Here is a 13864-nt window from a genome sequence, read left to right on the forward strand (position 1 = left end):
CCCTTGTATGATGGGTTATAATCGTACATGTTGCCGCAAGACCTGGTTAGTTTTGCGGCTTTTTTGTTTCTTAATCTTTATAATCCTATCGGTCGGTGTCTCACCGACCGACATTTATAACAATAGAGCCGATTGGTGGGGCATCAACCAATGGATAAAATTAATGAAGCGTGATTATTTCAGCCCTTCAATTCCCAATTTCTCTGCCAGTTCATTCAGGTCGTTAACCACTACGTCAATAAGCGGAATACCACTAATTTTTCTTTCCTGCTCAAATTCGTGCTCTGGCTCACCCGGAATAATTACTTTTTTATCCGGATCGATGGTTTTTGCACTTTTAAAACGCTCAACCCAATTATCCAGGTGGTTTTTAAAATCCGCTGCCGGCCTGAAACCATCTACGCGCATGGCACCCAGAAAGTGACCCAGCCCTTCTCCCACCGGATTTGCCGAAGGCTCTAAAAAAGCCACAAACGGCGGAACCCATGGACCATAATTGGCTCCTGACAGCACGGCCGATAAAATATCAACTGTAGCACTCAAACCATATCCTTTGTGGCTTCCGTGGTCTTTATCGCTACCCAGTGGTAACAGCGAGCCGCCGTTTTTCAGTTCGTTAGGATTAGTTGAGCTTTCGCCTGCTTTATCCTGTACCCAACCATCGGGAATACTTTTGTTGGCACGTTGTGCAATTTCCAGTTTACCATTGGCTGCTGCGGCAGTGGCCATATCAACAATAACAGGTGGATATTTACCTGCCGGGAAAGCATAACACATGGGATTGGTACCCAACAAACGCTCATTGGCATAGGTGGGGGCTACCAGCGGGCTGGCATTGGTCATGCTAATCCCAATCATATCTTTTTCCACCGCCATTAAAGCATGGTAACCGGCAATGCCGTAATGGTTCGAATTTTTTACCGATACCCATCCACTGCCATATTTTTCGGCCTTTTCTATCGCTATCTGCATGGCAAAAGGCGCCACAACCAAACCTAATCCGGCATCGCCATCGATGGTAGCTGTGGTTGGAGTTTCGTGCACAATTTTAATATCAGGAGTAGCATTAATCCGTTTCTTTTCCCAAAGCCTGACGTAACCACTCAAACGGGCAACGCCGTGCGAATCGATACCACGCAAATCAGAGCGGATCAAAACATCGGTCGCTAATTCGGCATGTGCATCGGAGCAGCCCATTTTTTTAAATACGCTGTAGGTAAATGCTCTCAGGTTGGTTTCAGAAAAGGTGATGAAGTTCATTGTTTAAATTATCTGGTATCAGGTAGCAAGAATCAAGAAAATTTGCTTTAAGCTTTAGTCTTTTAGCTTTCAGCTCAAGGTAGCAACACGGTAAAATCACCGCCTAAAGGTTCAAAGTTTTCTATGCAGGAGGATAGAAAATCCTCTCCATAATTCACGTACATGGGTGCAATATTAAGTATGCGCTCCTGCAATGTGCCATTCGGGAAAAGTCGTTTTTTAACATTGTCTATCTGTAAAAGCGCCATTTCGTGCTTGCGTTTTTCGGCCCTGAACAGTTTTTTTTCCAAGTTGGCCAGCAAATGGTTGGTACGTTGCTTGGCCGTATCAGTCGATACCGATAAAGTTTTATCTATTTTGTAAGCGTTCAGCTTAATCTGGTCGAAAATGCTGTTGATGGCCCGGGTTTCGTCGGCTAGACTGAGTTGGGCAGTGGTATTGCGCTTAACCCAAATGTTTTTAAGCTCTTCAACCGGCAGGAAAATATCTTCTAAAGAAAAGCCTAGTTTGTACAAATTCTCTGCACTGCGTTTATCAATCAGCAAAGCCGAATTGCGCAACAGTAAAACCGGAAAATCTACTTTGTAGTAATCGAAATTGGCTTTCAGCTGCATCCAGTAAGCTACTTCTGCACCACCACCAATGTAGGCAATGTTAGGTAAAATCACTTCCTGGTACATAGGACGCATTACCACATTCGGACTAAAGCGCTCGGGGTGAGATTCGATTTCAGCTAAAAGCTCAGTTTCAGTAAAACTGATATCGGTATGGTTTACCCGGTATTTGCCCTGTTCAAAAATCAGGCGTTCGCGCAGATTATCGTTCAGGTAAAAGAAATTAATATCACGGCCGTTTACCTGCGTTTTATAACCTAAATCCTCCAGATTTTGAGAACTTGTGTCAATATTACGGGCACTGTTGTGGTGTACAATATCTTCGGCAATGATGTTGGCAAATTGTTTTTTCAGGCGGGCATCATCGGCGTTTACAATCACCAGTCCATATTTTTCGAACAGGTTATTCACCAAAAATCGGGTAGCATCAGCCAGGTTATCGTGTTGCAGGTAGGCCTGCTCAACCAGTTTGGCAATGCGTTTTCCGTTTTTCGAAATGCCCAGATAACCTTTGTATGCAGTTACCGCTGCGGCCACGGTTTTAGTGCTTAACCTGCCTGTTGCACCATTGGTTTGTTGTATCCAGCTGATGTTTTTCTCATCAACACTTACGTGGTTAATTTCATCAAAATCATGATCTTCGGTAGCCATCCAGTAAACAGGTACAAAGTTTTTATCCGGATGTGCAATTTGTAACTCAATGGCTAAATTGATGGTAGTTACAATTTTGTAAATAAAATAAAGCGGACCGGTAAATAAATTTAACTGGTGACCGGTTGTTACGGTAAATGTATTGTCGAGACCTAAAAGCTCGATGTTTTTGGTAACCGACTTATTGGGCTGTAAATGCTGGTACTGATCCTGCAGAACCTGCACCAAAGTAGTACGGTTACCCAGAAAATTTCTACGTTCCATTGCATTGGCTAAACCCGCCATATCAGGACGGTAACTGTAAAAAGCCCTAAGCTGTTCTTCGTTGTTAATATAATCTAAAACCAGTTTTGAAAATGATCCGGTTTCCTGATATGAGATATATTTTGCCTGCATGATGTGCGAAAGTAATGCAATTTAAGGATAATCGTAAAGTGCGCTAACTATTTTACATTTGTTAAATAATTATAAATTGCTTTCTATTGCCCCAACTTTTTCCCGGTACAAATCAATCGGGCCATCCAGCAGTACGGCAATTACGGTTAATTCGCTATCTAATTTATCTTCCGGTATCGGAATGTACACAATGCCGGGTATCTTGCTCCAGTACAGTTTGTTATAAATTTCGTGGTTAAGCATGGTGCCTTCGCCAACTACCCTGATGCGGCTAATGTTATTCTTTAAACCTTTAATGGCAATAGGACCTGTTGGTTTCCCTTCAACAAAAAGATAAAGGGTTTGCTTATCGGCAGAAAGGGCAGTATTGCCTTGATAATGACCAGCTGGTATGCCTTTGCCGGTTTTGTAAAGCGCCTCAGCATTTTTAATTATCCAGTTGCTAATCTTTTGATCTGCATTTTTCATGCCTGGGTTAAAGTCTAAGCCATCAGCAGGTAAACTGGTGTTTTGAAATATATTTATACCGGCATTTAAGTTCATGGCCAGCTTGCTCAGGTTTAAATTGGTTAAGCCACGTTGTTTTGGTGCAGCATATAGGTTTGCCAGCGAAAGGGTTTCCTGTTTTTCTTCAGCCAGCTGGATAGGCCCATTTAACGATACTTTTACAACGGTTACGTCACTGTCGAAATCTGCTTCCTTAAAATTAAGGAGATAATCTGTCTCATTTAATTTAATGATATAGGGCTGTGCTTTGTTGCCAACTACTTCAATTTTGTTGATTTTCGATTTAATTCCCGATAGTAAAATGCCATTTTCGGTTTTATAATCGAGATACAGGTATAAAACATCTTTATTTTTAGATAAAGTGGTTTTTCCATCAATGTGACCCTGAGGAATCCCAGCCTGTGTACCATAAATGGCTTCAGCATGTTTTTGAGTCCAGCGGCCTAAGCCTTTTAAAATATTAACCTGCTCAGACGCAATGGTTCCATCAGCTTTGGGGCCGATATCGAGCAATAAATTACCGCCCATGCTGATACAATCAACCAGGGTGCGGATAATCATATTTGGAGATTTGTAGTGGTTATCGTAAGGTTGGTATCCCCACGAATCGTTAATCGTGTAACACAATTCCCACTCTGGCGAAGCAGGCCTTACTACCGGCACACCTTGTTCGGGGGTATCGTAATCGCCATGACCATTTAAACGCGAATTGATGATGACGTTTGGATTTACCTTACGCAGGTTTTCCAATATGTTTTTAGCCTGCCATTCTTCACCACTATGTTCCCAGTCGCCATCAAACCATACTAAATCCGGATTGTACTGATTGGAAAGTTCGTTTAACTGACCCTGAAAATAATTCTGAAATTTTTTAAAACGGGTAGGATCCTGTTTGTAATCATAACGCTTACGGTCGCGTGTAAAACCGTCATAATCGGTATAGCTCCAATCGGGTAACGAAAAATATAATCCGGTTTTTAAGCCCGATTTTTTAAGATTGGCCACAAATGGCGTAATTAAATCTTTTTTGGCTGCACTATGTTTTACTGTTGTGGTAGCATTTGGCATTTTACTGTCCCAAAGAGCCACACCATCATGGTGTTTTGTGGTAATTACCGCATATTTTGCGCCACTTTCTTTAATCAAATTTACCCATTCTGCAGGCTGGTATTTGGCAGCATTAAAACCATTAAGCTGTTTCATGTAGGCATCGTGGTTAATGTAGTTGTTAAAAAACGACCACGATTCGGAAATACCGTTAACCGAATAAATACCCCAGTGAATAAAAATACCCAGCTTGGCATCGGCAAACCATTGCATTTTTTGGTTTGAAGCGGCTTGTTGGGCAGATAAATTGAAGCCTGAAGCTAACAGGAAAAAAGTAATATAAAGCTTTAAATAACGCATAATATTTGGTTGTACAATAAACGTTAAATATAAGGCTTTATGGGCTGATTTTATATGAAAAACAGGCTTTATTTATGTTAGAAATGGGATATTTTTTCTCTATAAGGATTTAAGATGAAATGAAGAAAAGAGAGGACCGGTTTATGTCAGTTCCTGATAAATGTTCAGGACAGGAAAGCTCTCAGGCCGTTCCATCGGAACGCATCCCGGGTAGCGATTAACAGCATGTTAATTGCAAAAAAAAAGCCGCCCTGAAAAATCAGGACGGCTTGTAAAAATATTTGGTTTAGTGATTTACCATTTTTTACGGCGCTCACCGCTCCCGCCTTCTCTGCGTCCGTTGCCACCTTTATCTTCACGGCTACGGCCAGAAAAATCTCTGAAACCACCACCATCACGGCTTCCGCCTTCTCTACGTCCGCTACCGCCAGAACTTCTTCTGTCGCCACCGCCGTTTCCGCCACGGTAACCACCGCTGCCTCTGCGTTCACCGCCGAAACCACCGCTACGTCTTTCGCCGCCACCGCGTCTTTCGCCACCGCCTTCGCCGCTTCTTTCGATACGTACCTGACGACCGTTAAATTCAACTGATTTAAAGCCTTCAAAAACTTTGTCGGCTACTGCATCTTCTACTTCAAAGAAAGAGAAAACACCTTTTAAATCAATTTTACCAACGCTCTTGCCACCAATTTTTCCGTTGTTACAGATAAATGATAACATATCGCCGCGGGTAAACTCATCTACAGAACCTAAATTGATAAACAAACGAGTGTAACCTTCGCTACCACGTCCGCGTCTTTCGCCACGCTCACCTCTTTCACCACGATCATCACCTACAGCAGCATTCAAATCAGGTGCTTTCGAATAATAATCTAAGAAACGGTTAAACTCTAAAGAAGCAAAACGTTTAATTACTTCTTCTTTGGTTAAATCAGCAAATTCATCCATAATACGTGGAATGTACTGATCGATTTGCTCATTGTTAACCTCTACATTATGTACTTTATGTACCAAAGAGAACAATTGTTTTTCGCAAACATCAAAACCGGTAGGCAGCTCAGCTTTGGTAAATTGTTTACCAATAATACGCTCTAACTGACGGATTTTACCCAGTTCTTTAGAGTTGATGATGCAGATAGAAACACCGGTTTTACCAGCACGACCGGTACGGCCTGAACGGTGGGTGTAACTTTCAATCTCATCAGGTAAAGAATAGTTGATTACGTGCGTTACATTGTTTACGTCGATACCGCGTGCGGCAACATCAGTAGCAATTAACAATTGCATGTTACGCTCGCGGAAACGTTGCATTACCTTGTCACGTTGTTGCTGCGATAAATCGCCGTGTAGTGCATCAGCATTGTAACCATCTTTAATTAAATGCTCAGCAATATCCTGAGTATCTAATTTCGTTTTGCAGAAAACAACACCGAAAATATCGGGGTTAAAATCTACAATACGTTTTAAGGCTGCGTATTTATCACGTGCACGAACAATATAGTATTCGTGATCGATGTTTACGTTACCTGTGTTCTTGGTGCCCATGGTTAATTCGATCGGGTTATCCATATAGTTTTTGGCAATACGGCGAACTTCCGACGGCATGGTAGCCGAGAATAACCAGGTTTTTTTGTCATCAGGGGTAGTTGATAAAATGTCGTTGATGTCGTCCTGGAAACCCATGTTCAACATCTCGTCAGCTTCATCAAGCACAACATATTTAACGTTTGAGAAATCAATGGCTTTACGGCCAATGATATCCAACATACGGCCGGGCGTGGCCACTACGATTTGAACGCCTTGGCGTATTTCGCGTAGTTGTTGCATAATGTTCGCGCCACCGTAAACGGCAACTACGTGGGCATTAGCAATGTTTTTAGAAAAGTTCTTAAGGTCGTTAGCGATTTGTAAACACAACTCACGGGTAGGGCATAAAATCAATGCCTGTGGTTTATTTACTTTAAAATCGATTAGTTCTAACAGCGGCAAACCAAATGCGGCTGTTTTTCCTGTTCCTGTTTGGGCCAAACCAACAAAATCATTAGTGCCTTCTAACAGTACAGGAATACTTTGCTCCTGAATAGGCGTTGGATTTTCGAATCCAAGGTCCTTTACGGCATTAACGACGTCATCACTTATCCCCAATAATTGAAATGGGTTTGTCATTCGTCTTTTTATTTTTTAATTGAGCCGCAAAGGTACGGTTAATATTTCGTATTTCACAGGTAGTCAGGTAAATAGTTTTTAAGCTTAATTATTTGGTAATAAGGAGGTAATGAATGGTGGATGATGGAAGATGGAAAACGGGGGAGGGAAGGTGCGGTAAAAACGGCGCATTCCAGATGTTAGATTTAGAAAACAGTGGGTTTGCGACATAGCTTTCCTTCAATATCGTCATTTCTAGAAGTCAGTTTTAGAAAAACAAAGGAATTGGAATGACAGGTGTGATTGTAATGGTTTACTGGTGAAGCCCACACCAAATCCATCATTTCGAGCGGAGCGCAGCGAGTCGAGAAATCTAACTTGAAAAGATTTCTCCGTTTCGCCACCGCGAAAAACGGTTGGCTTCAGTCGAAATGACGATCCTGTTTAGGAAGTTATCAACTGGTTGCGTTGAGCGGTATTTATATATAGCTAGCTACCTCAACCGTTCAGCCGAACGGATTAATCTTTCATCTTTATTAATCCCCAAGATGGTCAGTATAATAAATATTATCGCAAATGCGAGTAAATAAGAACCAACACCTACGTATACATCAATTAAGTTGCCAGGTAATTGTGAGATATTAATGCAACACAAAATAATAAAGACAAAAATTAGAAGTATTGAAATAATGGCAATCCACTTCTGTCTGTTTCTGTTTTTGAAATTAAAAATGCTGATAAAAGACAAAAGAACTATCGCAATATAGATCGTCAAAAAGATGTAGCTGCTACTGAAAGTTGAGGAGAAACACCCATGTCTTTCTATTCCTGTAACAGAAAAAATATTACAGTAAAATGAATGGGGCTCCTGTATAATAACGATTGGGAAAAAGAACATAGCAACCAATATAATAGATGCTAATGATAACCAAATTGTTTGAGCCCGCTGAAACATTACCTCAACCGCTCAGCCGAACGGATTAATCTTTCATCCTTATTAATCCCGAAGATGGCCAATACAATAAATAATATAGCCAGAGCTGGTAGATAAGCACCAATACCAAAGGTAGCACCTTCAATACCGCCCGGTAGTTTTTTAGCATAAATGCTGCACCAGAAAGCAAAGCCGCCAATTAACACAATCGAAAGAATGGCAAAGCGTTTTTGAAAACTGCGTTTTCTGAAATTGAAGATATTAATGAAACAAATAATTGCAACAGCAATATTGGTAATCAGTAAAGGTAAAAATGATATGATTTTAAAAGGTGAACCTGCTTTTCCGGCAATAATCTGAAACAGTCCGCTTGTGTATATTGCTGATTCTGTTCCTCCGATTTCTTTGCTGGCAACAGGTAAAAACAACATTAAAATCAGGGTAAAAGCGGCTAAGAAAAGCCATATCGATTGTATTCTTTGTATCATGTTAATTTTAAATAATAAGCAATTATAGGGATTCTATTTCAACCATGAAAAAACATTTTTGAGCAAAGAATAGATTTTGCTAAAACCTGCAAGTTTTAATACATTTGGTTATACACCACAAACCCTGACTGATAAACTAAATTGATTGTCTTTTCTTTTTCTGACAGGCTAACTATAGCCTTTGAGATTATTTAAAAGAAATTGAATTTAACAGACCTATTTTATAAAACGATTTATGTTAAAAAACTTACTCTTTTTAACCTGCCTTTTTGTTGCAACAAGCGCTTTTGCACAAGATACCCTCAAATTTGAAAAGGCTTTAACGGTAGCCAGCGGGAGCCGCTATGGTCGCGAAGCAGTTTATACCGATTTGCTTGCCTGGAAAATGGCTAACAATCAATTGCAAACGCCGATAGAAAACGGAGAATTTTCAACCGGTAAGAATGGCGAAAAGGTATTGTGGAAAGCAATTAAGGCTGATCCTAAAGGACGTTTTAGTGCTTTTTCCAGAAGGGCGTTTCAAACTACCAGCAATCCTTTTCTCAATCCGAGTGGGGTAGATCGTGGTTCTGATTATATTTACCTTACTTATACTTCTCCTACGGCGCAAACCGCAATTTTGAATGTAATTGGTGGCAATAGCTTATTTTTTAACGGCATTCCGCATATGGGCGATCCCTATGCCTCAGGTTATATGAATATCCCCGTTCAGTTAAAGAAAGGTGTGAATGAGCTTTATGTTCGGGGTGCCAGCATTGTACCTATGATTATTTTGAATGCTAAAAAACTATTAATCCATACTGATGACGTGACTTCGCCCAGTATTGTTCTGAATGAGACAAATGGCATATTGAAAGGTGCAGTAACCGTAAGCAACTCCTCATTAAAAGATTATAATGATTTACTTTTTAAAACTACCTTGAATGGTAAGCAACGTGAGGTAGTCGTTGCACGCATTCCGAAATTGAGTATGCGCAAAGTGATTTTCGAATTCGATGCAAGTGCTGTAGCTACACCCGGCAATTACAATGTCGAATTGCAATTGTTACAAGGCAATAAAAAGGTAGACGAGAAAGTGATTGTAATTGAGGCTTTAAATGGTGCATCAACCCATAAACAGACTTTTGTGAGCAATATAGATGGCAGTTTGCAGTATTTCGCCGTAACGCCACAACTCAAAGGCTGGAAACCCAATTCGGCCTTATTCCTATCGGTGCACGGTGCCGGAGTTGAGGCTATTGGTCAGGCAAAAGCTTATAAATCTAAAGATTGGGGCACAGTAGTGGCCGCCACCAACCGCAGGCCACGTGGCTTTAACTGGGAAGATTGGGGCCGTAAAGATGCTTTGGAAGTATTATCACTGGCAAAAAATCAGTTTAAACCCAATGCGCAACAAATTTACCTAACTGGTCACTCTATGGGTGGGCATGGTACCTGGTTTTTGGGTGCTACTTATCCCGATAAATGGGCTGCTATTGCACCTGCTGCCGGTTATGCTTCGCTTAAAGATTATGGCTCTGCTGATGGGAAAATTCCTGATAGCAGTCAGAATAGTATAGAGCGCATGTTGTTAAGGGCGGGGAACCAAAGCGATGTGCCGAAACTGGCGACCAATTATACACCTCTTGGGGTGTATATTTTGCATGGCGATGCTGATAAAGTAGTACCAGTTAGTTATGCCCGGCAAATGAAGAAGCTCCTGGCTGGTTTTCATCCTGATTTTAGCTATTACGAATATCCCGGTGGCGAACACTGGTTTGGTGATCAAAGTGTAGACTGGCCAGCCATTTTCAGCTTTTTTAAATGGCACACCATTCCGGTAGATTCGGCTGTAAACCACATCGATTTCATGACTTCCAGTCCGGGGATTTCGGCTAACTACCGCTGGGCTAGCATTGAGCAGCAGGAGCAGCCTTTGCAATATAGCCGCATCATTTTAAACCGCGATAACAAGCAGGCAATGATTACAGGCAAAACTGAAAACGTAGCGACTTTAAAATTCGCATTAACCAGTTTTAAAGCAAATACAGCAGTTAAAATAACTTTAGATAGCTTAACAGCCATTGATTATACTACACGCAGTGCCAATGATACAGTGGTTTTAGCCAAAAGTAATGGAGCCTGGCAGATGCTTACCCAGGTCAATGCAAGGGATAAAAATCCCATACGATCAGGTACCTTTAAAGAAGCCTTTAACCATAAAATGGTTTTTGTGGTGGGAACTGGAGGTACAGCCGAAGCAGCGGAGGCCAATTTAAACAAAGCCAAATATGATGCAGAAAGTTGGTACTACCGCGGAAACGGGGCGGTTGACATCATTACCGATAAAGAATTTTCAGCAGCCAAATATCAGCAACGGAACATCATTTTATATGGCAATGCCGGGAATAATGCCGCCTGGAAAATTTTATTAAAAGATTGCCCTATACAGGTTAACAACTCGCAAATTACAGCAGGTCAGCAAAGCTGGAAAGGTAACGATCTCGCAGCCTATTACATTTGGCCACAAAAAGATAACCGACTGTTGGTTGGGGTAGTAGCCAGTACTGGTGTTGCCGGTATGAAGGCGGCCTATGCCAATCAGTATTTTGCAGGTGGTAGTGGTTTTCCTGATTTTATGGTGTTTTCGGCTGATTTACCCAAAGCAGGCAGTAAAGGCATTAAACTGGCAGGTTTCTACGATAACAAATGGCAGTTTGACGAGAAAAACACAGCTAAGCCATAATTACGCAGTTTATGAATAAATGTAAAGTGCTTACCCGCTAAATAAAAGGAAAAAAGTACTTTTGCATCGCTTTGAGTAAAAAAAGATATTTCATCCAAATCGCTTATGATGGCAGCCTGTACCATGGCTGGCAGGTGCAACCCAATGCCGTAACCGTGCAGGAGTTGTTGGATAAGGCCATGACCACGGTTTTAAGGCAGCCGATCGAAACCCTGGGGTGCGGCCGTACCGATAGCGGTGTGCATGCGAAAGATTTTTATGCGCATTTTGATGTTGAAGGAATAGATGAAAACAAAGTTTTAAATGCTTTGGGTGGAATTAATGCCATTTTGCCTTATCAGATTGCTGCAAAGCGGATTATTCCGGTTCATGAGGAAGCGCATGCACGGTTTGATGCTACAGCAAGGGCTTACAAATACCATGTTCATTTCGAAAAAGATCCGTTTAAATTAAACCGGTCCTGGCTGATTAAAGATCACTTAGATGTTCAGGCCATGAACGAAGCAGCAGCATTGCTTTTAAACTATACCGATTTCTCATGTTTCAGCAAATCGAATACGCAAACCTTTACCAACAATTGTAAAATCGTAAAAGCTGTTTTCGAAGAGGAGGAAGATGGGTTGGTATTTACCATTGAGGCCGACCGTTTTTTAAGGAATATGGTGCGGGCCATTATGGGTACACTGGTGCAAATTGGTAAAAAAGAAATAGATTTAACGGCATTTAAAGCAGTAATAGAAAGTAAAAACCGCAGTATGGCCGGGCAATCGGTACCTGCCTGTGGTTTGTATTTAGTGAAGATAGAGTACCCTTACCTGGGTTAATTGTGAAACTGGTTAATCGGTTAATTGCAACCTAAGCAATTAACCAATTTAAACAATTAACCAGTTACCCCAAAAGGCAGTTAACCAATTTTAACAATTAAACAGTTAACCACAAAAATGGCAGTTACCGGCGACGTATACAACACAGGATTACTGAAACGTATTTTTAAATATGTAAGGCCTTATCGTGCTGTTTTTGTCTGGTCGGTTATTTTAACCATTCTGCTTGCGGTAATTTCGCCGGTGCGTCCGTTCCTGATTAAATACACACTCGACCATTATATTTTAGCCGGCAATTATTCGGGCTTGGTGAATATGACCATGCTGATGGTTTTTATGTTGATTTTGCAAACCTTGATTCAATATAATCACACACTATTAACCAATACCTTAGGGCAATCTGTAATTAGAGATTTAAGGATAAAAGTTTTTAACCACATTACCAGTCTTAGGTTAAAGTATTTCGATAAAACGCCCATTGGACAACTCATTACGCGTACCGTTTCCGATCTGGAAACCATTGCCGATATTTTTTCGGAAGGCCTGATCTCCATGATTGGCGATAGTTTGCAGGTGGTGGTAATTGTTTGCGTAATGCTGTACACCGACTGGGAGCTGAGTTTAGTTGTGCTGTTGCCTATTCCGCTATTAATTATGGCTACCCGTAAGTTTCAGCAGGCCATTAAAGTGGCATTTCAGGAAGTGAGGAATGAGGTTTCTAACCTGAATACCTTTTTGCAGGAGCACATTACCGGTGTGCCTATTGTGCAGTATTTTGCCCGCGAGAAACAGGAATACCGTAAATTTTATGCCATTAACAAGCGCTACCGCGATGCCAATATCCGCAGTAACTGGTACTATTCTATATTTTTTCCGGTTGTAGAACTCATTTCGGCCATGTCTTTGGGTTTGTTGGTGTGGTATGGCGCAAAAAGTATTCTGGCCAAACCTTTAGATGTTACCCCTGGAACCATTACCCAGTTTATCATGTACCTGGGCATGGTGTTTACGCCAATCCGCCAACTGGCCGATAAATTTAATACCCTGCAAATGGGAATGGTTGGTGCCGAACGCGTTTTTAAAGTTTTAGATACCGACGAAACCACACCTAACATGGGTACGCAACAACCTGCTAAACTCGAAGGAAATATTAAGTTCGAAAAGGTTTGGTTTGCCTACAATGATGATAATTATGTTTTAAAAGACTTATCTTTCGAGGTAAAAACCGGCGAAACGGTAGCTCTGGTAGGGGCAACTGGTGCGGGTAAATCATCTACAATCAATATCCTGAACCGTTTTTACGAAGTTAAAAAAGGCGAGATCACAGTCGATGGCATCCGCATTGAAGATTTTGATCTCGATTATCTGCGGAGTAACATTGCTACCGTATTGCAGGATGTTTTCCTCTTTTCAGATACAATTCTGAACAACATTACCCTTAATAATCCCGAAATCACATTGGAGCAGGTGGTTAATGCCGCCAAAAAAGTGGGTGCCCACGACTTTATTGAACGTTTACCTGGCGGTTACCAGTACAATGTGATGGAAAGGGGAGCTACGCTTTCGGCAGGTCAGGCGCAACTTATTTCTTTTATTCGTGCATTGGTGCATAATCCAGCCATCTTGGTGCTTGACGAGGCTACCTCATCGGTTGATACCGAAACCGAATTGCTGATTCAGAAAGCCATTGATAACCTGATGGAAGGCCGTACGTCAATCGTAATTGCGCACCGTTTATCTACTATTCAGAAAGCCGATCAGATTATAGTGCTCGATAAGGGCGAGATCAAAGAAAAAGGTACGCATCAGCAGTTGCTTAAATTAAACGGTTACTACAAAAAGCTTTACGATCTGCAGTTTTCTTCAAAAGGGATTGCTAAAGTTTAAACGCCGTTATTCCCCGTTATTTTCTT

Annotated in this window: 9 protein-coding genes; 3 read left to right on the forward strand and 6 right to left on the reverse strand. The window is 41.3% G+C overall.

Annotation, left to right across the window (positions count from 1 at the left end):
* Positions 1 to 174: 174 nt before the first annotated feature.
* From OC25_RS20610 to OC25_RS20630, 6 genes are all read right to left on the reverse strand, one after another.
* Positions 175 to 1260: an Ldh family oxidoreductase gene (locus OC25_RS20610; protein ID WP_039479943.1), complete on the reverse strand. Its 1086-nt coding sequence runs from the start codon at positions 1258 to 1260 to the stop codon at positions 175 to 177.
* 74 nt (positions 1261 to 1334) lie between these two features.
* Positions 1335 to 2921, reverse strand: a complete 1587-nt coding sequence (gene bshC / locus OC25_RS20615; RefSeq protein WP_039479944.1) for a bacillithiol biosynthesis cysteine-adding enzyme BshC — start codon at positions 2919 to 2921, stop codon at positions 1335 to 1337.
* Between the two features lie 69 nt (positions 2922 to 2990).
* The gene (locus OC25_RS20620; protein ID WP_039479945.1) at positions 2991 to 4835 is read right to left on the reverse strand and encodes an alpha-L-fucosidase; all 1845 of its coding nucleotides are present in this window, start codon (positions 4833 to 4835) and stop codon (positions 2991 to 2993) included.
* 294 nt (positions 4836 to 5129) lie between these two features.
* Positions 5130 to 7001 carry a DEAD/DEAH box helicase gene (locus tag OC25_RS20625; RefSeq protein WP_039479946.1) on the reverse strand — a complete coding sequence of 624 codons (1872 nt, stop codon included), beginning with the start codon at positions 6999 to 7001 and terminating at the stop codon, positions 5130 to 5132.
* Positions 7002 to 7473: 472 nt separating this feature from the next.
* Positions 7474 to 7935: a DUF4293 domain-containing protein gene (locus tag OC25_RS28560; RefSeq protein ID WP_082018672.1), complete on the reverse strand. Its 462-nt coding sequence runs from the start codon at positions 7933 to 7935 to the stop codon at positions 7474 to 7476.
* On the reverse strand, positions 7935 to 8402 hold the full coding sequence (locus OC25_RS20630) for a DUF4293 domain-containing protein (RefSeq protein WP_039479947.1): 468 nt from the start codon (positions 8400 to 8402) through the stop codon (positions 7935 to 7937). The genes OC25_RS28560 and OC25_RS20630 overlap by 1 nt, the downstream gene beginning before the upstream one ends.
* Positions 8403 to 8637: 235 nt before the next feature.
* Between OC25_RS20630 and OC25_RS20635 the strand changes: the two genes are divergently transcribed.
* The 3 genes from OC25_RS20635 to OC25_RS20645 all read left to right on the forward strand — a co-directional run bounded on the left by OC25_RS20635 (position 8638) and on the right by OC25_RS20645 (position 13838).
* Positions 8638 to 11127, forward strand: a complete 2490-nt coding sequence (locus tag OC25_RS20635) for a prolyl oligopeptidase family serine peptidase (protein WP_039479948.1) — start codon at positions 8638 to 8640, stop codon at positions 11125 to 11127.
* 71 nt (positions 11128 to 11198) lie between these two features.
* A complete protein-coding gene (gene truA, locus OC25_RS20640; protein WP_156131545.1) occupies positions 11199 to 11951 on the forward strand; it encodes a tRNA pseudouridine(38-40) synthase TruA in 753 nt (250 codons plus the stop codon).
* A 117-nt stretch (positions 11952 to 12068) separates the two neighbouring features.
* A complete protein-coding gene (locus OC25_RS20645; RefSeq protein ID WP_039479950.1) occupies positions 12069 to 13838 on the forward strand; it encodes an ABC transporter ATP-binding protein in 1770 nt (589 codons plus the stop codon).
* Positions 13839 to 13864 lie beyond the last annotated feature (26 nt).

This window comes from Pedobacter kyungheensis (assembly GCF_000812965.1).
Classification (GTDB): domain Bacteria; phylum Bacteroidota; class Bacteroidia; order Sphingobacteriales; family Sphingobacteriaceae; genus Pedobacter; species Pedobacter kyungheensis.

Coding starts and splice junctions, on each gene's coding strand:
- OC25_RS20625 (WP_039479946.1), bottom strand. CDS start 7,001: ATGACAAACCCATTTCAATTATTGGGGATAAGTGATGACGTCGTTAAT.
- OC25_RS28560 (WP_082018672.1), bottom strand. CDS start 7,935: ATGTTTCAGCGGGCTCAAACAATTTGGTTATCATTAGCATCTATTATA.
- OC25_RS20630 (WP_039479947.1), bottom strand. CDS start 8,402: ATGATACAAAGAATACAATCGATATGGCTTTTCTTAGCCGCTTTTACC.
- OC25_RS20610 (WP_039479943.1), bottom strand. CDS start 1,260: ATGAACTTCATCACCTTTTCTGAAACCAACCTGAGAGCATTTACCTAC.
- OC25_RS20645 (WP_039479950.1), top strand. CDS start 12,069: ATGGCAGTTACCGGCGACGTATACAACACAGGATTACTGAAACGTATT.
- bshC (WP_039479944.1), bottom strand. CDS start 2,921: ATGCAGGCAAAATATATCTCATATCAGGAAACCGGATCATTTTCAAAA.
- OC25_RS20620 (WP_039479945.1), bottom strand. CDS start 4,835: ATGCGTTATTTAAAGCTTTATATTACTTTTTTCCTGTTAGCTTCAGGC.
- OC25_RS20635 (WP_039479948.1), top strand. CDS start 8,638: ATGTTAAAAAACTTACTCTTTTTAACCTGCCTTTTTGTTGCAACAAGC.